This is a genomic window from Streptomyces sp. NPDC102514, assembly GCF_055584525.1.
In genome coordinates this window covers 141,325-158,894 of record NZ_JBVJLW010000014.1, presented here as the reverse complement: position 1 = coordinate 158,894, position 17,570 = coordinate 141,325, and the positions used below count along the sequence as shown (strand labels likewise).

Here is a 17,570-nt window from a genome sequence, read left to right as displayed (position 1 = left end):
GGGAGGTCGGGGGCGGTCAGGGGGCGGTTAACCGAACCTCCGACCTCCGTGCGAGCACCATCGATCGGGGCCCCGGAACACGGAAACCTTCGGTACACGCGTACACGTCCGTACGCGTCCGTACACGCACAACGGAGGAGCGCACATGGACACCGTCCGGGAACCGCACGCCGGGAAAGCGCCCGCCCGGGGCCGCGTCGCCGTACGGGCCCGGCAGCTCGTGCGCGAGCCGTTCACCGCGCGGACCTGGCGGCGGGTCGCGTACGCGCTGCCGGCCGTGCCGGTCGGCCTTGCCGCCGTGCCGGTGGCGCTGCTCGGCGGCCGGGCGGCGGCGGGCCGCCGGCAGCGCGACCTCGTCGGCCGCTTCCTCGGCGTGCGCCTGCCGGGCTCCTCACCCGGCGTGCTCCACGCGCTGCTCGCCCTGCCACTGAACCTCGCGGTGGCGGCCGTCACCCTGTACGGCTGGTCGATCGTCCCCATGAACATCGGCCGGCCCCTGCGCGGCAGCGACCCGGACACCTCCTGGGGCGGACCGACCTTCGCCGGGGCATGGGCGTTCCACGCGGTCCTGGGCGGTATCGGCTTCCTGCTGCTGATGCCGTGGCTCGGCCGTGCCCTGGCCGCGCTCCAGCTGCGGCCGGCGACGGTACTCCTCGCGCGGCCGTAGGTTGACGAGATGCCTGACCCCAGGTCCACGCGCCGCCCGGTCACCGCCCTCGCGGTCACGGCCGCCCGGCGCCCGCTCGCCGCCTTCACCCCGCGGGCCCTCGCCACCCTCCTCTACGCGCTGATCGCGCTCCCGCTCGCCCTCGTCGGCTGTCTGCTGACGCTCGCGGGGCTGCTCGTCGGCGGGGTCCTGTCCGTGACCACGCTGGGGCTGTGGGTCCTCGCGCTGACCGTGCGGGGCGCGCTCGCGCTCGGGGCGCTCCAACGGGCCCTCGCACGCCGCCTGCTGCACCTGGACATCGAGAAGCCGCCGACACCCGGCGCCCCCGGCGTCCTGGGCCGCCGCCGCGCCCTGCTCCTCGGCCGGGCCGGCTGGCGCGCCGTCGGCTGCGCGCTCGGCGTGCCCGTCACGGCGGTCCTCGCGTACGCGGCGGCCCTCGGCGCGTACGGCTACGGGACGCAGTCGGTCCTCCACCCCCTCCTCAAGCGCTGGAACCACCACACCGTGCGCGACGGGGACTCCGTACGGCACGTGTCCCTCGAAGTCTTCGGCGTCCAGCTCGACTCCTGGCCGCGCTGGCTGATCCCGGTGGCCGCGGGACTCCTGCTCCTGTCGGCCGCGCCCTGGCTGATGCGCCACGCCCTCACCCCGCACCGCCTGCTGCTCGCTGCCACACTCGGCCCGAGCGCCGCGGACCGCCGCATCCGCACCCTGGAGGAGACGCGCGCCCAGGCCGTGGACGACGCGGCGGCCACCCTGCGCCGGATCGAGCGCGACCTGCACGACGGGACACAGGCCCGGCTCGTCGGGCTCGCGATGCATCTGACGATGATCCGGGAGCTGATCGGCGCGGACGCGGACCGCGACCGGCTCCTCACCGTCGTCGACACCGCCCAGGGCAACGCCAAGCAGGCCATCGCCGACCTGCGCCATCTCGTCAAAGGCATCCATCCGCCCGTACTGGACCAGGGCCTGGACACGGCCCTCGCCACCCTCGCGGCGGACGTGGCCCTGCCCGTCGAGGTCGTCACCGACATCGCCGACCGGCCCGCGCCCGCCGTCGAGTCGATCGCCTACTTCTGCGCCGCCGAACTCCTCGCCAACGCGGCCAAGCACAGCGGGGCACCGGGCGCGGCGGTGCGGGTGACCGCCCGCGCCGGGCTGCTCGCGCTCACCGTCCGGGACGAGGGCCGCGGGGGCGCGGCGATCGGCGCGGGCTCGGGGCTCACCGGCCTGCTGACCCGGGTACGGACCGTCGACGGCACGCTCACCTGCGACAGCCCACCGGGAGGGCCTACGGTGGTCACGGTCGAGCTGCCGTACTGAGGCCGAGGCACCCACCGGAAACAAGACAGCCGTACTGAGGCCGAGGCACCCACCGGAAACAAGACAGCCGTACTGAGGCCGAGGCACCCACCGGAAACAAGAGGGGCACACGGGGCACATGGGGGAGACGGGGCACATGCGCGTGGTCATCGCCGAGGACTCCGCACTCCTGCGCGAAGGCCTGGCCCAGCTCCTGCAGCTGCGGGGCGTGGAGGTCGCCGCGGCCGTCGGGGACGCCGACGCGCTGCTGACCGCCGTGGCCGAGCACCGCCCGGACGCCGCCGTCGTCGACATCCGGCTCCCGCCGACCCAGACGGACGAGGGGATCCGGGCGGCCGTACGGCTGCGCGCCGACCACCCCGGCACCGGCGTGCTGATCTTCTCCCAGTACGTCGAGACGAAGTACGCGGCCCAGCTGCTCGGCACCCACCCGGGCGGCGTCGGCTACCTGCTCAAGGAGCGGGTCGTCGACATCGGCGAGTTCGTGGACGCGCTGGAGCGGATCGCCGCCGGCGGGACCGCCCTCGACCCCGAGGTCGTCGCCCAGCTCTTCGGCGCGAGCCGCCGCGCCACCGCCCTGGACGCCCTCACGCCCCGCGAGCGCGAGGTGCTGGCGCTGATGGCCGAGGGGCGGACGAACCATGCGATCGCGGCGTCCTTCACCGTCTCGGAACGGGCCGTGGAGAAGCACATCGCCAACATCTTCGCCAAGCTCGGCCTGCCGCCCTCCGAGACGGAGAACCGGCGGGTGCTGGCGGTCCTGCGCTACCTGAAGACGACGGGCTGACCTGCGGGGCGATCCGCCTCCACCACCGGCGGGAACCTCAGAAGACTCTCAAGGATCACAGGATTCGTGGACGGCACATCCATCTCGTCCGTAGTGTCGTGATCATGCCCGACATATCCCTGGCCATGGTCGTCGTCCTGTGCCTCGCCGCCCTCGCGGCCGGCTGGATCGACGCGGTCGTGGGCGGCGGCGGCCTGCTCCTCCTCCCCGCGCTGCTCCTCGGCCTGCCGAACTCGGGCTCGGCGGCCCAGTACGCGCTCGGCACCAACAAGGCCGTGGCGATCGTCGGGACGACGGGCGCGGCGGTCACGTACGCGCGCAAGGCGCCCGTGGACGTCCGCACGGCGATACGGATCGGACTCGCGGCGCTCGCCGGGTCCACGGCCGGGGCCTTCGTCGCCACCGGGATGAGCACCGAGATCCTGAAACCGGTCGTCATGGTCGTCCTGCTCGGCGTCGGCACCTTCGTGATCCTGAAGCCCGCGTTCGGTACGGCCCCCTCGGCCGAGCCCGTCTCACCGCGCCGCGTCCTCGCCGCGATCGGACTCGCGGGCCTGGGCATCGGCTTCTACGACGGACTGGTCGGCCCCGGCACGGGCACGTTCCTCGTCCTCGCCCTGACCGCGCTGCTGCACCTCGACCTGGTGTCCGCCTCCGCCACCGCGAAGATCATCAACTGCTGCACGAACGCGGGTGCGCTGGCCACGTTCGCCTGGAAGGGCACGGTGTTCTGGCAGCTGGCCGCGCTGATGGCCGTGTTCAACCTCGTCGGCGCCATGGCCGGGGCGCGCACCGCGCTCAAGAAGGGCAGCGGCTTCGTACGGGGCGTGCTGCTGACGGTGGTGTTCGCGCTGGTGGCGAAGCTGGCGTACGACTTCTGGCTCTGAGCCCCGCCGGCCCCCGACGCCTCTGACGTGCCTGACGTGCCTGACGTGTCTGACGCTCAGGAGCGGCGGCTGCCCGTGAGGTGGGCGAAGACGACCACGTTGCCCTGGTAGCCGGTGCCCGCCGAGTAGCCGCCCCCGCAGGTGATCACGCGCAGCTCCGGGCGCCCCGCGGCCCCGTACACCTTCTCGTCCGGGAAGTCGCGGGCGTCGTACACCTCGACCGCGTCGACGGAGAAGAGGGCGACGCTGCCGTCCCGGCGGCCGACCTCGATCGTGCTGCCCTTGCCGAGCGCGCCGAGCCGGTAGAAGACGGCGGGGCCCTCCGCGTTGTCGACATGTCCTGCGACGATCGCGGTGCCCTTCTCGCCGGGCGCGGTACCGGCCTCGTACCAGCCGGCGAGGTTCTTCCGGGCCGCGGGCGGCACGTCGAGGCTGCCCTGCGGGGAGAGGCCGAGGCCCATGAGGGGGGCGTCCACCCGGATCGAGGGGATACGGACGCGGTCGGGCGGTGAGTGCGGCAGCGCGTCGGCCGCGGGCCGGTCCACATGGCTGCCCGCGCGGGCCTGCGCGGCCGACGGCTGGGGCGGCGCGTGCGTCTGGGCGCCGCGGTGCAGCAGCCAGGCCCCGCAGAGCAGCGCGAGGAGCGTGGCGACGGTTATCGAGATGTTGGAGATGTTCGAGACGCTGCCGAACGGACGCACTCGCACCCGGGCCCCTCTCCTCCTGTGACGTTCGATTCCTGTGACGTTCGATGGGTCCCGCGTCCTCCTCCGGGCCGCGAGGGGCGTCGGGCCCGGAGGAGGAAGGGGACAGCGGTACCGGTGGACAGCGGAGGTGTCCGTCAGATCCCGTCGCCTCTCGCCCGGCGATGCAGGAGCCAGGTACCGCCCGCGGCGGCGACGGCCAGGGCGGCCACTCCCGCCGCGGTCTGCACGGGGTCGGGGCCGAGTGCGCCGCCGACCCCCGTCTTCACACTTCCCCGCGGGTGGACCTGCGTCTGCGGCCTGCTCTCCTCGGTGGAGGTGAGCGTGACCACCAGGTCGCCGGTCATCCGCGTACCGCCGGAACAGCGCACGACGATCTCGTACGTGCCGGGCTGCGCGGAGGGCGGCACCTCGAACCGGCCGACCGCGTCCCCTTCGTGCGCGCTGGGGATCAGCGTCAAACGGCCCGCGCCGACGGCCCCGGCGTCACCCGACACGGCGTCGCCGGCCTCGCAGGACGCGGTGTTCACGGTGACCTCGGCGCCGGGCGCGACGGTGGCCGGATAGAGCTCGATGGACCCCGCGCCGGCCTCGTCCCCAGCCGCCCCGTACGCGGGTGCCGCGCAGAGGGCCGCCGAGGCGACGGCGAGCGCGGTACCGGTCAGCAGGCGGGCTGTGCGCATCGTGCGTGCTCCTGTCGAGGCGGCGCGGCCCGCGACACCCCCATGTGTCGCTGCGTCGGTCACGCCCTGCCCTACCGAGGTAAGTGGCAGTCGACGGCGTACGCCTCCTGATGGCACGTCAGAAGTGAGGTGAACGGGTGTCAGGCGGGGGATGCGCGATGCCGCCCCGTCTGCGTTTCACCAGGTCACCGGGGTGCGAGAGGCGGCGCGCGAAAAAGAACCCGAAGAGGACGGGCGGCACGTGTGAACGGGTGACCGGTTCTCGCCGCTGCCGCCTTGACCTCAAGTTTGGTCGAGGTGTGAGGCTCGGCGCATGAACCCCACAGCGGACGTATCCGCATCCCTTGCCGCCCCCGCCCCCGCCTCCTCGCCCCTCAAGGTCGCCGTCATCATCGGCAGCAACCGGGAGGGCCGCTTCGGCCCCGTCGTCGCCGACTGGCTCCTGGACCGGCTCCGCGAACGCGACGACCTCACGGCCGAGGTGGTGGACACGGCCGACGCCGGACTGCCGACGGCCCTCTCCTACTCCCCGACGCCCGAGGTGACCGCCGAGCTGGCGAAGATCACGCCCAAGCTGGCCGCCGCCGACGCCTTCGTCGTCCTGACCCCCGAGTACAACCACTCCTTCCCCGCCTCGCTCAAGGCCCTCATCGACTGGCACTACGAGGAGTGGCGGGCCAAGCCCGTCGGCTTCGTCTCGTACGGCGGGGTCTCCGGCGGCCTGCGGGCCGTCGAACAGCTCCGCCAGGTCTTCGCCGAGCTGCACGCCGTCACCGTCCGCGACACGGTGTCCTTCCACAACGCGGGCGCGTCCTTCGACGACGAGGGCCACCACCGGGACCCCGCGGCCCCGAACGCGGCCGCGAAGGTGATGCTGGACCAGCTGGGGTGGTGGGGGTCGGCACTGCGGGAGGCGAAGGGGGTTCGTCCGTACGGCAGTTGACGCTGCCGGGCTCACTGCTGCTGAGGCAGCCGGGCTTCCTGCTCGGCGTCGGCGAGGGCCTCCGTCACCGCCCGGTGGCCGACGGCCGCCAGTACGGGATTGGTGACCCGGTAGTGGTGCTCGGCCGTCAGGCCGAAGTACAGGGCCCAGCCGCGCCCGCGGGCCCAGGTGTCGTCGTCGACGTCGGCGGTCTCGCGGAACAGGGGTCGGCTCTCGCCGTCGAACACGGCCCAGGCGGCGAGTACGTCGGCCGCCGGATCGCCGGTGCCGAGCCCGCCGAAGTCGATGACCGCGCTGAGGCGACCGTCCTGGGCCAGCAGATTGCCGGGCAGGAGGTCGCCGTGCAGCCAGACGGGTTCGCCGGTCCACCGGGGGACCCGCAGGGCGTCCTCCCAGACGGCGGTCGCCGCGCTCGCGTCCAGCGTGCCGTCCGCGCCGAGATCATGGATGGCGGCCCGGACGTGACGGTCGTCGGCGAGCGGACCCCCACGCCAGGAAGGCGACCCGCCGACGGCATCGACCTCCCGCAGCGCGGCCACGAACCGGCCCAACTGGCGGGCAGCGTCGGCAAGTTCGGCACCTTCCCTCAGTGGCTGGTCGTAGACGTTGCTGCCGTCCAGCCAGCGGAAGACGCCCCACGGGAGCGCGTACCCCTGTCCGGGGGCACCTGCGGCGAGCGGTACGGGGACGGCGAGCGGCAGCCGCGGCGCGAGCCTCGGCAGCCACCGCTGCTCCTTCTCGACCTGCCCCGCCCCACCGGGCAACCGCGGCAGCCGTACGACCATGTCCTCGCCGAGCCGGTACATGGCGTTGTCGGTCCCGGCGGACACGACCTGCTTCACGGACAGCCCGGCCCACTCGGGAAACTGCCCGGCGACGAGCCGCCCGACGAGCGCCGCGTCGATGTCGAGCTCGTCGGGGTGCATCTTGGGTGCGGGCGGCATGGGGCTCCGTAATCTCCGTGTCCTACGAGTGACGTGAACCGTGACACGTGGCGCCCATGAGCGGCCAGCCCTTAAATCCGGACCGACAGGCGGACGGGCGGACGGACCCACACGGCGTACGCAGGATCGATACCTCGTTCACGTGCGGGTGACACCGCGTATCGGGGCGGCCCGGCCGGGGGATGCGGCCAGACGGATTCACGGACTCCCGGGCTCATCTGCCCCGAGGAGCCGTCAACGTTCCGGAGGAAAAGGAATGCGTCTTCGCCACACCGCTGCCGCCGCAGTCGGAGCGCTCGCTCTCGTCGTCACCCAAGCGGCGTCCGCGAGCGCCGCCACAGGAGACTTCTCCTACCGATACGCCGGGCTCGACGGTCGGCCGCAGTCGGTCACCCTGCACGACCCGGAGAGCCCCGCCTGCATCGTGCTGCCCGAGGTCGCGGACCCGGACGCGTCCGAGCCGGCCTTCGCCCCGCACAACGACACCGACACCTGGGTGATGGTGTTCACCGAGCCCGACTGCAGCGGCGACTCCTGGACCCTGCGCCCCCACGGCCGACCGGCCACGGACCGCCTCAAGCTGCGGTCGGTCTACCTGTCCGACCGTCACTGACCGTCCCCTCCACCCCACCCCCGACGCGCGAGTGGCCGCCCCGGCCGTGAACCGGGGCAGCCATGCAGATCTCTTGTCGGCTCAGCCCACCGACACCGCCGACCAGGCCGCGCCCACCGCCGCGTACTCCGTGCTGCCGGCGCCGTACAGGTCCTTCGCGGCGTTCAGGGTGGCCGTGCGGGCGCCCGCGTACTTCGTCGACGACGTCATGTAGACCGTCAGCGCCCGGTACCAGATCGCGCCCAGTTTGGCCCTGCCGATGCCCGTCACCTTCGCGCCGTCGCAGGTCGTGCCGTTGTGGGCGACACCTCCGACGGTCTTCGGGCCGCTGCCCTCGGCGAGGAGGTACGCGAAGTGGTTGGCGACGCCCGAGGAGTAGTGGACGTCGAGGTCGCCGACCGAAGAGGTCCAGCAGTCCGCGGAGTTGCCGTCCTTGGAGGGCTGGTCCATGTACCGGAGCGCCGAGCGGCCGAAGCCGGACTTCACGACCTTCTCGCCGATCCGCCAGTCCCCGGGGTCGGAGGGGTTGGCGGCGTAGAACTCCACCAGCGTGCCGAAGACGTCGGAGGTCGCCTCGTTCAGGCCGCCGGGCTCGCCCGAATACGTCAGCGCCGCCGTCTTCGAGGTCACGCCGTGCGACATCTCGTGGCCGCTCACGTCCAGGGACACCAGCGGCCCGAAGGTCGTCCCGTCACCGTCGCCGTACGTCATGCAGAAGCAACCGTCTTCCCAGAACGCGTTGTTGTAGGCGCTCCCGTAGTGCACACGGTTGTACGAGCCCTTGCCGTCGCCCGCTATCCCGCTGCGGCCGTGGGTCTTCTTGTAGTAGTCCCAGGTGGTGTCGGTCCCGTACTGCGCGTCGACCGCCGCCGAGGCCCGGTTTGAATTGGCCCCCGTCCCCCAGTGGTTGTCGGCGTCGGTGAGGACGGGCGCCGCCGCACGCTTGTAGCAGAGGATGAGGATGCAGGAGTCAGTTTTGTTCTGCGTGTCGCCCGTGTACGTGTTTCCCCTGGTGGGGTCGGTCAGTTGATAGGTCGAGCCGGACTTCGTCGTCTGCAGCGGGACCGTTCCCGCGTAGAGGGAGCGCCCGTCGCCGGCCGCCGTCTCGATGCTGTCCCAGGCGTCGATCTGCTGTCCGGTGACCGCGTCGGTGAGGACGACCCGGGCCACCGGATTCCCGAGCGAGTCCTTGCCGGTGGCCTCGCTGCGCCAGGCCAGCCGAGGCTTGCCGTGCAGGGCGTCGACCACCAACTGCGGTTCGGCGACCAGCCCGCGGAGCGTCTCGCCGACGTTCGCGAGACGCAGGGCCGCGGTGGCGAGACCGGCCGCCTCGGGCGCCGACACCGACGGCTCGACGCTCGTGAGGGAGAGTGGACGCGTGGTGGCCCGTTCGGAGCTGCGGTAGTCACCGGCCGACGTCAGATGGACCACGAAGTCGCCGCCCAGCACCGGCAGCTGACGGTACGTACGGTCGTACCGCACATGCTGTGTGCCGTCCGCGTCGACGATCACGTCACGGGCCTTCGTGCCCTGGTCGGAGGTGAGGCCCAGCCGTGCGGCCTGATCGGCGATCACCACTGCCGCGTTGCCGAGCACGGTGTCGCGGCTCGGCCCGTCGGCCGCGCCCGCGCCGGGGGACAGGGCGCCCGCGAGCAAGGTGGTGGCCGCCGCGGATATACCGACGGTGGCGAGGCGCGAGCCCCGGATGTGCCGTGTCCGACTCATCGAACGCATCGAACTCCTCAGGAAGGCACGCGAAACGCGTGGTGGGGGAGTGGAGGGTGGGGGGATGCGAATGCGAATGCCCGTTCAGTTCTAGGTGGCCGGGTGGTGTCATGTCCATAGCTGATCGCTGGGGGACGTGTGGGGATGTGTGTGGGGTGAGAATCGTTTCTGCAAAGGTCCGGGCAGGGTGAGCCGACTGCCGTTCTTCGTCTACGGGACGCTGCTCCGAGGTGAGGCGAACCACGACGCCTTCCTTCGCGGACGCACACTCTCGGAGACCCCGGCGATCCTCACGGGCGCGCTGCTGTACGAGGGCCCCGGATACCCGTACGCGGTCGAGGTGCCCGGGGCGGACGGAGTGCCCGGCGGAGTGGTGCGCGGCGAACTGGTCACGGCCGACCCCGCCGCCTACCCACAACTCCTCGCCGCACTGGACGAATTGGAGGAGTACGTCCCGGGCGACCCGGCACATCTCTACGAGCGCGTGGCAAGAGACGTAACAAGAGCGACGGACGCCGCACGCGTACGGGCATGGGTGTACGTGGCGGCCCCGAAGGTGGCGGCGGAACTGAGGGCGAGCGGCAACCTCATCAGAGGCGGCAACTGGCGCCCCGCTTAAGGGGCGCGGGGAACGGCGCAGTCTTTTGCTTTCAGGGGCGCGGGGAACGGCGCAATCTTGTCGCTTTCAAGGGGCGCGGGGCTGTGTCCATTTGCGGCTCCGCCGCGGGGTGCGACCAGCCTCCACGGACCCGCAGCGTCCCCCGGACGTCACCCCACCCGCTCCACCCGAACCGCACACCCCTTGAACTCCGGCATCCGCGACACCGGATCGAGCGCCGGATTCGTCAACGTGTTGGCCCGCCCTTCCCCCGGCCAGTGAAACGGCATGAATACCGTGTCGGCCCGGATCGTGGTCGTGATCCGGGCCGGCGCCACCGCCCGCCCCCGCCGCGACACCACGGCCAGTGGTTCCCCCTCCGCGACCCCGAGCCGCTCGGCCAGCCGGGGATGCAACTCCACGAAGGGGCCGGGCGCGGCGGCGTTCAGCTCGTCGACGCGGCGCGTCTGCGCACCCGACTGGTACTGGGAGACCACCCGGCCGGTGGTCAGCAGCACCGGGTACTCCTCGTCCGGCTCCTCCGCCGGCGGCCGATGGCTCACGGCGACGAACCGCGCACGCCCGTCCGGGGTGGCGAACCGGTCGAGGAACAGCCGGGGCGTACCGGGGTGCGCCCCGCCCGCACCGGTGCCGACAGCGGGCCCTGTCGAGTCACCGGCCTCTTCCGCGGGGCACGGCCAGAACACGCCGTTCTCCTCCGCCAATCGCCGATACGTGATCCCCGAGTAGTCGGCTGCCCCACCCGCACTGGCCCGCCGCAGTTCCTCGAAGACCTCCTCCGGGTCCGTGGGGAAGCCCTTCTCCACGCCCAGGCGGGCGGCCAGTTCCTGCAGCACGTACAGATCGCTGCGGATGCCGTCCGGCGGTGTGATGGCCTGCCGGCGCAGCAGGACGCGGCCCTCCAGGCTGGTCGTCGTGCCCGTCTCCTCGGCCCACTGGGTGACGGGGAGGACGACGTCCGCCAGCTCGGCCGTCTCGGACAGCACCACGTCGGCGACGGCCAGGAAGTCCAGCGACCGCAGCCGTTCCTCGATGTGGGCGGCCCGGGGCGCGGACACCACCGGGTTCGAGGCCATCACCAGCAGCGAGCGGATGTCCGTGCCCATGGCGTCGAGCAGCTCGTACGCGCTGCGGCCCGGCCCCGGCAGCGAGTCGGGGTCGACGCCCCAGACCTCGGCCACGTGCCGCCTTGCCGCCGGGTCGTCGAGCTTGCGGTAGCCGGGCAACTGGTCGGCCTTCTGCCCGTGTTCACGCCCGCCCTGCCCGTTGCCCTGCCCGGTGAGACAGCCGTACCCGGAGTACGCCCGCCCCGCCCGCCCCGTCGCCAGGCACAGGTTGATCCACGCGCCGACCGTGTCGGTGCCCTTGGACTGCTGCTCGGGCCCGCGCGCGGTGAGCACCATCGCGGACTGCGGCTCGCAGAACATCCGCACGGTCTCCCGGAGTTGGGGAACGGACACCCCCGTGATCCGTTCCACGTATTCCGGCCAGTGCGCCATCGCCGCGGCCCGCGCCTCCTCCCACCCGCTCGTACGCTCCTGGATGTACGCCTCGTCCGTACGCCCCTCCGCCACCACCAGGTGCAACAGCCCAAGCGCCAGGGCGAGATCGGTGCCGGGACGCGGCGCCAGATGCAGATCCGCCTGCTCGGCCGTACGCGTGCGGCGCGGATCGATCACGATCAACGTGCCGCCGTTCTCCTTCAGCTCCGTGAGGTAGCGCAGCGCGGGCGGCATGGTCTCGGCGAGATTCGAGCCGACGAGGATCACACACCCCGTCCCCGGGATGTCCTCCAGCGGGAAGGGCAGCCCCCGGTCGAGACCGAAGGCCTTGATGCCGCCGGCCGCCGCGGACGACATGCAGAACCGTCCGTTGTAGTCGATCTGCGAGGTGCCGAGCGCGACGCGGGCGAACTTGCCGAGCGCGTACGCCTTCTCGTTGGTCAGCCCGCCCCCGCCGAAGATCCCGCACGCGTCCGGGCCATGCTCCGTACGCGTGCGGGACAGCCCCTCGGCGATCCGGTCGAGCGCCTCGTCCCAGCCGGCCGGCCGCAGCTCGCCGTCCTCGCGGACCAGCGGGGTGGTCAACCGCACCCGGGACGAGAGCAGCGCGGGCGCGGTGCGGCCCTTGCCGCAGAGGGCGCCCCGGTTCACCGGGAAGTCGGTGCGTTCCGTCACCTCCACCACGCTGCCGCCCTCGCCGCCCGGCACGGGCGTCAGGTTCATACCGCACTGCAGCGCGCAGTACGGGCAGTGGGTGGGCGTCACGGAGGTCTGCATACCGTTCAGCGTGCGTCGGACGTGTTACGCGGCACGACGCACCCCGTTACGCGGCAGGCACGGGGACCTCCCCGCCCGCACCGGCCGGCCGTGAGGGCGCCCGCACGAGGAGGGGCGACGGGGTGGGAGCACCCGCCAGTGCTCCCACCCCGCCGCCCGGCCGAAGACCGCGATCACTCAGCCACGTGTGCGCGGCCACACACACGCGGCCCGCTCACGCGGCCCCGCTCAGCACTCGTACGCGTAGTAGGGCTCGTCGCCCGCCTCCAGGCCGATGCGTCCGACCCCGCCGGGTCCGATCTGGATACAGCTGGGGTCCCACCCGTCGACTTCGACCGTGGCGGAGATCGTGTGGCCGCACACGTTGTGGATGTCGGCCCATCCCCAGCCCGAGGCGCCGAGCTTGGCGCAGCCGGGCTCCCGCAGCGCCCCGTCGCTGTCCGCCGAGGCGGTCACCACGGCACCCGGCACCGACAGCAGTGCGGCCGCCATGGCGGCAACGAAGGCAGTACGAAGTCCAGTCATCATGTGTCCTTCCCATCAAGCCCAGTTGAAGGTCCGGGCTGCTGAAAAAGACACTATCCGTAGTCAGTTGACTACAGAATGCTTCGGAACCGCTTTCACGCGGCAGGGTGAGCGACCGCCGCCAAACCCCGTCGGCGGCGTGACATCCATCTCCTGACTACTGCTCGGCAGACTGTTTGGCGGACGCCAACGCCCGTTCCACACCCGGCTCTTGAGGCCCCAGGAACGTGGGATCGGGCTCGAAGACCGCGTCCAGGAGCGCCTTCCCGGCCGCCACCACCTCGCGGGTCCCGCCGTAGTACCAGGTCGTGTCGTGCACGTCGTCCACCCCGACCCCGTACGACGCGACGCCCGCCTCCTCGCACAGCGCGACCGCGCGCCGGATGTGGAAGCCCTGGCTGATCAGTACGGCCTCGTCCACGCCGAAGATCTTCTTGGCCCGCACACAGGAGTCCCAGGTGTCGAAGCCGGCGTAGTCGCTGACGATCCGCCCGTCGGGCACGCCCCGCTTCGTGAGATAGGCGCGCATGGCGTCCGGCTCGTCGTAGTCCTCACGGCTGTTGTCGCCGGTGACCAGCACCACCTGGATACGGCCGGACCGGTACAGCTGCGCCGCCGCGTCCAGCCGGTGCGCGAGATACGGGGACGGCTCGCCCTGCCACAGCCCGGCCCCGAAGACGACCGCGACCTCGGTGCGCGGCACGTCCGCCGCCGTCCGCAGTCGGTCGCCCGTGACCGTGAACATCCACGCCGACGGGAGCAGCGCGAGCACGCACCCGGCCATCACGGCCTGCACGGCACGGCGCTGCCCAATACGGGTGCGCGGCAGCCGCGGGCGCAGGAACTCCGGCAGCCGCGGCAGTCGCGGACGTCTCGGACGACGCATGGGACGGTCCCTCCCCGGGTGGCCTCGGGCGGCCTCGCCACGGGAGACGCCTGGCGGGGCCATCCGGTTCACTCCGAGTGACTCCACTCATGGCGCGACCTGTGGCGCGACTCGTGGCACGGCTCACGGCACGGCATCTCACACGGCCCCGCACCCCACCGTGAAGCCCCGGAAAAGCTCCGTGACCACGGCGCAACGGGCAGGCAACCTCCTACCGGCACCCTTGACGCATGACGGCGCACCTCATGAACCGGAACAGCAGCAGTCGGCGCGGCACCCGGCGTCCTGCCCCGCCCGCGCTCGTCCTGGTGGGCCACGGCAGCCGCGATCCACGCGCCCTGAGCACCGTACGTACCCTCATGGAGCGGATCCGTGAGCTGCGCCCCGGTCTGCCCGTGCACCTCGGGCACATCGAGCTGAACGAACCCCTGCTGCCCGACACGCTCGCCGCCCTCGGCACCGGTGACGCGGTCCTCGTACCGCTGCTGCTGAGCCGCGGCCACCACGTCAAGCGGGACATCCCCGAGGCGGCGGCCGCGTCGTCGGCGCACGTCCGGATCGCCGGACCGCTGGGCCCGCACCCGCTGCTCGTGGAGACGCTGTACGAGCGTCTGGTCGAGGCCGGCTGGCGCACGCCGGACGCGGTGGAGCGCCGGACGAGCGCGGTCGTGCTCGCCGCGGCGGGTTCGCGCGACCCCGACGCGGCCGTCGACACCCGCCACACCGCAAGGCTGCTCGCGAACCGCCTGGGCGTCCCGGTCGTCCCCGCGTACGCCTCCGCCGCCACCCCCACGGTCACGGACGCCGTACGCGCCCTCACCGCCCGGGGCCGCCCCCGCATCGCGGTGGCCTCCTACTTCACGGCCCCCGGCCGCTTCGCCACGGAGTGCACGACAGCGGCCCCGGGCCTGGCATCGGCCCCCCTGGGCGCCCACCCGACGATGGCCCGTCTGGCCCTGCACCGCTACGACGAGGCACTGACCCACACCCTGGCGGCAACCGCCTAGGGGCGCGGGGAACGGCGCAGTCTTTCGCTTTTCAGGGGGCGCAGCCCCCAAGGGGCGCGGGGAACTGCGCGACCAGCCACAACGAACCCGCACCCGCCCACGGCCAACACCCCCAGCCGCGCAGGCGCAAAACGCGCAGGCGCAAAAACCGCGCAGGCGCAATCACACACCCCAATTGTCAGCCCCTCCCCTTACTGTCAAGGCATGGAAGGCACGAGCACCGAAACCCCCCGCTCCCCACGGCCACAGGCACAGGCACACGAGCCAAAGACCAACCCCCCGGCCTACGACCCCACGTCAGTGGCCCGCTGGGCCACGGAGCCGGACAAACGCCCGGGGCGCACCGCCTTCCAGCGAGACCGCGCCCGCGTCCTGCACAGCTCCGCCCTCCGCCGCCTCGCGGGCAAGACCCAGGTGGTCACCCCAGGTACCCGCAGTCAGGTCTGGGACGCCAGCCCCCGCACCCGCCTGACCCACTCCCTGGAGTGCGCCCAGATCGGCCGCGAGCTGGGCGCCGCCCTCGGCTGCGACCCCGACCTCGTCGAGGCGGCCTGCCTCTCCCACGACCTGGGCCACCCGCCGTTCGGGCACAACGGAGAACAGGCGCTGAACGAGTTCGCCGAGGACTGCGGCGGCTTCGAGGGCAACGCCCAGTCGCTCAGACTCCTCACCCGGATCGAGCCCAAGCGCTTCGTGCGCGGCGCGGCCGTCCCGTCGGCGGCCCTCGCGGACGGTGACGGCCTGTTCAGCGTCGGCCTCAACCTCACCCGCGCCACCCTCGACGCCGCCACGAAGTACCCCTGGCCGCGCGGCTCCCACCCCACCGACCCGGACTCCGTGAAGTTCGGGGTCTACGAGGACGACCGCCCCGTCTTCGACTGGATCCGCGAGGGCGCCCCCGGCACCCGCACCACCTTCGAGGCCCAGGTCATGGACTGGGCCGACGACGTGGCGTATTCGGTGCACGACGTGGAGGACGGCCTGCACGCGGGTCACATCGACCCCGAGTGCCTGCACGCGGAGCCCGAGCGGCAGGAGATCTTCCGGGTCGCGATCGGGCGGTACGTGGAGGCGGACACCGACCCCGCCGAGCTGGCCGCGGCCCTCGACCGGATCCTCGGCCAGGAGTGGTGGCCGCACGGCTACGACGGCTCGGCCGTCGCGCAGGCCCGGCTGAAGGACGCCACCAGCCAGCTCATCGGCCGGTTCTGCCTCGCCGCGGAGAGCGCCACGCGCGCGAGGTACGGGACGGGCAGACTCACGCGATACGCAGCCGAACTGGTCGTCCCGCGCGCCGCGCGCCTGGAGTGCGCGGTGCTCAAGGCCGTCGCCGACCGGTACGTGATGCAGCGCGCCGAGCAGGAGCTGCTCCGCGCCGACCAGCGGATCGTCGTCGCCGAGCTGGCCGAGGCACTGACCGAGCGGGCGCCCGAGGGCCTCGACCCGCAGTTTCGAGCCTTGTTCGACGAGGCGTCCGACGACCGGGCCCGCAAGCGGGTGATCGTCGACCAGATCGCCTCGCTCACGGACGCCGCCGCGCGATCACTGCATGCGAGGCTCAGGGTGCAGGTGTGACGTCCGGAGGGGGCGTACGTGACCCTGCGTGGCCTGAAGGGGCCGCTCCCTCTTCCCCCATCACGCTGCGTGCGGGACGCTCGCAGGTGGCGACACCGTAACGAGGAGGCATCAAGTGGTCGACGCAGATCAGACATTCGTCATCGTCGGAGGAGGCCTGGCCGGCGCCAAGGCGGCCGAGACGCTCCGGGCGGAGGGCTTCAACGGCCGGGTGATACTGATCTGTGACGAACGGGACCACCCGTACGAACGGCCGCCGCTGTCCAAGGGATATCTGCTCGGCAAGGAGGAGCGCGACAGCGTCTTCGTCCACGAGCCCGCCTGGTACGCGCAGAACGACGTCGAGCTGCACCTCGGCCAGACCGTCGACGCGATCGACCGGACCGCGAAGACCGTCCGCTTCGGCGACGACGGCACCCTCGTCCACTACGACAAGCTGCTGCTCGTGACCGGCGCCGAACCGCGCCGTCTCGACATCCCGGGCACGGACCTCGTCGGAGTCCACCACCTGCGGCGCCTCGCCCACTCCGAGCGCCTCAAGCAGGTCCTGGCCGCCCTCGGCCGCGACAACGGCCACCTGGTCATCGCGGGCGCCGGCTGGATCGGCCTGGAGATCGCCGCGGCGGCCCGTGAGTACGGGGCCGAGGTCACCGTCGTCGAGCCCGAGCAGACCGCGCTGCACGGCGTGCTCGGCCCCGAGCTGGGCGAGATCTTCGCCGAACTGCACCGCGAGCACGGTGTCCGCTTCCACTTCGGCGCCCGCCTCACCGAGATCACCGGCCACGACGGCCTGGTCCTGGCCGCCCGCACCGACGACGGCGAGGAACACCCCGCGCACGACGTCCTGGCCGCGATCGGCGCGGCCCCGCGCACCGGCCTCGCCGAGGCGGCGGGCCTGGAGCTGGCCGACCGGGCGCACGGCGGCGGCATCGCGGTCGACGAGCGGCTGCGCACCTCCGACCCCGACATCTACGCGGCCGGTGACGTGGCCGCCTTCCCGCACCCGCTGTTCGGCACGCGGCTGCGCGTCGAGCACTGGGCGAACGCGCTGAACGGCGGCCCGGCGGCGGCCCGAGCGATGCTGGACCGCGGAACGACGTACGACAGGGTGCCCTATTTCTTCTCCGACCAGTACGACGTAGGGCTTGAGTACTCGGGCTGGGCGCCCCCGGGGACGTACGACCAAGTGGTGATCCGGGGAGACGCGAGCAAGCGCGAATTCATCGCCTTCTGGGTGAAGGAGGGGCGCGTGCTCGCCGGGATGAACGTCAATGTGTGGGACGTCACAGAACCCATCCAGCAGCTGATCCGCACGGGGGCACAGGTGGACACCGAGGCGCTCGCCGACCCGCACGTTCCGCTGGACAGCCTGGTCCCATGACCGGCGCAGAGGCTCGGGG

Annotated in this window: 17 protein-coding genes; 10 read left to right on the top strand and 7 right to left on the bottom strand. The window is 72.4% G+C overall.

The window, feature by feature from the left end:
• Positions 1 to 145 precede the first annotated feature (145 nt).
• From ACZ60E_RS31430 to ACZ60E_RS31415, 4 genes are all read left to right on the top strand, one after another.
• Positions 146 to 667: a hypothetical protein gene (locus tag ACZ60E_RS31430; RefSeq protein ID WP_469444813.1), complete on the top strand. Its 522-nt coding sequence runs from the start codon at positions 146 to 148 to the stop codon at positions 665 to 667.
• A 9-nt stretch (positions 668 to 676) separates the two neighbouring features.
• Positions 677 to 1,993 carry a sensor histidine kinase gene (locus ACZ60E_RS31425; RefSeq protein WP_453794947.1) on the top strand — a complete coding sequence of 439 codons (1,317 nt, stop codon included), beginning with the start codon at positions 677 to 679 and terminating at the stop codon, positions 1,991 to 1,993.
• 136 nt (positions 1,994 to 2,129) lie between these two features.
• A complete protein-coding gene (locus tag ACZ60E_RS31420) occupies positions 2,130 to 2,780 on the top strand; it encodes a response regulator transcription factor (RefSeq protein WP_384814049.1) in 651 nt (216 codons plus the stop codon).
• A 104-nt stretch (positions 2,781 to 2,884) separates the two neighbouring features.
• Entirely contained in the window at positions 2,885 to 3,667 is a 783-nt protein-coding gene (locus ACZ60E_RS31415) for a sulfite exporter TauE/SafE family protein (RefSeq protein WP_469444811.1), read from the top strand.
• Between the two features lie 56 nt (positions 3,668 to 3,723).
• Here the strand turns inward: ACZ60E_RS31415 and ACZ60E_RS31410 are convergent, their stop codons facing one another.
• Together ACZ60E_RS31410 and ACZ60E_RS31405 are read right to left on the bottom strand one after the other, a co-directional pair.
• Positions 3,724 to 4,374, bottom strand: coding sequence for a class F sortase (locus ACZ60E_RS31410; protein WP_469444809.1), 651 nt, complete (start codon positions 4,372 to 4,374; stop codon positions 3,724 to 3,726).
• A 134-nt stretch (positions 4,375 to 4,508) separates the two neighbouring features.
• Positions 4,509 to 5,054 (bottom strand): hypothetical protein, encoded by a 546-nt coding sequence (locus tag ACZ60E_RS31405; RefSeq protein ID WP_469444808.1) that lies wholly within the window; start codon positions 5,052 to 5,054, stop codon positions 4,509 to 4,511.
• Positions 5,055 to 5,367: 313 nt separating this feature from the next.
• Between ACZ60E_RS31405 and ACZ60E_RS31400 the strand changes: the two genes are divergently transcribed.
• Positions 5,368 to 5,997, top strand: coding sequence for an NADPH-dependent FMN reductase (locus ACZ60E_RS31400; protein WP_384814041.1), 630 nt, complete (start codon positions 5,368 to 5,370; stop codon positions 5,995 to 5,997).
• 11 nt (positions 5,998 to 6,008) lie between these two features.
• Here the strand turns inward: ACZ60E_RS31400 and ACZ60E_RS31395 are convergent, their stop codons facing one another.
• Complete coding sequence (locus ACZ60E_RS31395; RefSeq protein ID WP_469444806.1) at positions 6,009 to 6,941, bottom strand: aminoglycoside phosphotransferase family protein; 933 nt, start codon at positions 6,939 to 6,941, stop codon at positions 6,009 to 6,011.
• Positions 6,942 to 7,197: 256 nt separating this feature from the next.
• On the opposite strand from ACZ60E_RS31395, the gene ACZ60E_RS31390 reads away from it, so the two are divergent.
• A complete protein-coding gene (locus tag ACZ60E_RS31390) occupies positions 7,198 to 7,554 on the top strand; it encodes a hypothetical protein (protein WP_469444805.1) in 357 nt (118 codons plus the stop codon).
• Positions 7,555 to 7,635: 81 nt separating this feature from the next.
• On the opposite strand, the gene ACZ60E_RS31385 is transcribed toward ACZ60E_RS31390, so the two are convergent.
• Positions 7,636 to 9,279: a M4 family metallopeptidase gene (locus tag ACZ60E_RS31385; protein WP_469444974.1), complete on the bottom strand. Its 1,644-nt coding sequence runs from the start codon at positions 9,277 to 9,279 to the stop codon at positions 7,636 to 7,638.
• Positions 9,280 to 9,466: 187 nt separating this feature from the next.
• On the opposite strand from ACZ60E_RS31385, the gene ACZ60E_RS31380 reads away from it, so the two are divergent.
• Complete coding sequence (locus ACZ60E_RS31380) at positions 9,467 to 9,898, top strand: gamma-glutamylcyclotransferase family protein (RefSeq protein WP_469444803.1); 432 nt, start codon at positions 9,467 to 9,469, stop codon at positions 9,896 to 9,898.
• A gap of 149 nt (positions 9,899 to 10,047) precedes the next feature.
• On the opposite strand, the gene ACZ60E_RS31375 is transcribed toward ACZ60E_RS31380, so the two are convergent.
• From ACZ60E_RS31375 to ACZ60E_RS31365, 3 genes are all read right to left on the bottom strand, one after another.
• Positions 10,048 to 12,177, bottom strand: a complete 2,130-nt coding sequence (locus ACZ60E_RS31375) for a molybdopterin oxidoreductase family protein (RefSeq protein WP_469444802.1) — start codon at positions 12,175 to 12,177, stop codon at positions 10,048 to 10,050.
• 228 nt (positions 12,178 to 12,405) lie between these two features.
• Positions 12,406 to 12,702 carry a hypothetical protein gene (locus ACZ60E_RS31370; RefSeq protein ID WP_384814026.1) on the bottom strand — a complete coding sequence of 99 codons (297 nt, stop codon included), beginning with the start codon at positions 12,700 to 12,702 and terminating at the stop codon, positions 12,406 to 12,408.
• A gap of 157 nt (positions 12,703 to 12,859) precedes the next feature.
• Positions 12,860 to 13,588: a SanA/YdcF family protein gene (locus ACZ60E_RS31365; RefSeq protein ID WP_469444800.1), complete on the bottom strand. Its 729-nt coding sequence runs from the start codon at positions 13,586 to 13,588 to the stop codon at positions 12,860 to 12,862.
• Positions 13,589 to 13,818: 230 nt separating this feature from the next.
• Here ACZ60E_RS31365 and ACZ60E_RS31360 point away from each other — a divergent pair, with 230 nt between their 5' ends.
• The 3 genes from ACZ60E_RS31360 to ACZ60E_RS31350 all read left to right on the top strand — a co-directional run bounded on the left by ACZ60E_RS31360 (position 13,819) and on the right by ACZ60E_RS31350 (position 17,551).
• The gene (locus ACZ60E_RS31360) at positions 13,819 to 14,595 is read left to right on the top strand and encodes a sirohydrochlorin chelatase (protein ID WP_469444798.1); all 777 of its coding nucleotides are present in this window, start codon (positions 13,819 to 13,821) and stop codon (positions 14,593 to 14,595) included.
• Positions 14,596 to 14,799: 204 nt separating this feature from the next.
• Positions 14,800 to 16,170, top strand: a complete 1,371-nt coding sequence (locus ACZ60E_RS31355; protein WP_469444795.1) for a deoxyguanosinetriphosphate triphosphohydrolase — start codon at positions 14,800 to 14,802, stop codon at positions 16,168 to 16,170.
• 115 nt (positions 16,171 to 16,285) lie between these two features.
• On the top strand, positions 16,286 to 17,551 hold the full coding sequence (locus tag ACZ60E_RS31350) for an NAD(P)/FAD-dependent oxidoreductase (protein WP_453794958.1): 1,266 nt from the start codon (positions 16,286 to 16,288) through the stop codon (positions 17,549 to 17,551).
• Positions 17,552 to 17,570 lie beyond the last annotated feature (19 nt).

Excerpts from the sequence above, each read along its gene's own strand:
- ACZ60E_RS31405 (WP_469444808.1), bottom strand. The coding sequence starts at position 5,054 with ATGCGCACAGCCCGCCTGCTGACCGGTACCGCGCTCGCCGTCGCCTCG.
- ACZ60E_RS31375 (WP_469444802.1), bottom strand. The coding sequence starts at position 12,177 with ATGCAGACCTCCGTGACGCCCACCCACTGCCCGTACTGCGCGCTGCAG.
- ACZ60E_RS31395 (WP_469444806.1), bottom strand. The coding sequence starts at position 6,941 with ATGCCGCCCGCACCCAAGATGCACCCCGACGAGCTCGACATCGACGCG.
- ACZ60E_RS31385 (WP_469444974.1), bottom strand. The coding sequence starts at position 9,279 with ATGAGTCGGACACGGCACATCCGGGGCTCGCGCCTCGCCACCGTCGGT.
- ACZ60E_RS31360 (WP_469444798.1), top strand. The coding sequence starts at position 13,819 with ATGACGGCGCACCTCATGAACCGGAACAGCAGCAGTCGGCGCGGCACC.
- ACZ60E_RS31355 (WP_469444795.1), top strand. The coding sequence starts at position 14,800 with ATGGAAGGCACGAGCACCGAAACCCCCCGCTCCCCACGGCCACAGGCA.
- ACZ60E_RS31420 (WP_384814049.1), top strand. The coding sequence starts at position 2,130 with ATGCGCGTGGTCATCGCCGAGGACTCCGCACTCCTGCGCGAAGGCCTG.
- ACZ60E_RS31400 (WP_384814041.1), top strand. The coding sequence starts at position 5,368 with ATGAACCCCACAGCGGACGTATCCGCATCCCTTGCCGCCCCCGCCCCC.
- ACZ60E_RS31390 (WP_469444805.1), top strand. The coding sequence starts at position 7,198 with ATGCGTCTTCGCCACACCGCTGCCGCCGCAGTCGGAGCGCTCGCTCTC.
- ACZ60E_RS31370 (WP_384814026.1), bottom strand. The coding sequence starts at position 12,702 with ATGACTGGACTTCGTACTGCCTTCGTTGCCGCCATGGCGGCCGCACTG.
- ACZ60E_RS31430 (WP_469444813.1), top strand. The coding sequence starts at position 146 with ATGGACACCGTCCGGGAACCGCACGCCGGGAAAGCGCCCGCCCGGGGC.
- ACZ60E_RS31425 (WP_453794947.1), top strand. The coding sequence starts at position 677 with ATGCCTGACCCCAGGTCCACGCGCCGCCCGGTCACCGCCCTCGCGGTC.
- ACZ60E_RS31415 (WP_469444811.1), top strand. The coding sequence starts at position 2,885 with ATGCCCGACATATCCCTGGCCATGGTCGTCGTCCTGTGCCTCGCCGCC.
- ACZ60E_RS31365 (WP_469444800.1), bottom strand. The coding sequence starts at position 13,588 with ATGCGTCGTCCGAGACGTCCGCGACTGCCGCGGCTGCCGGAGTTCCTG.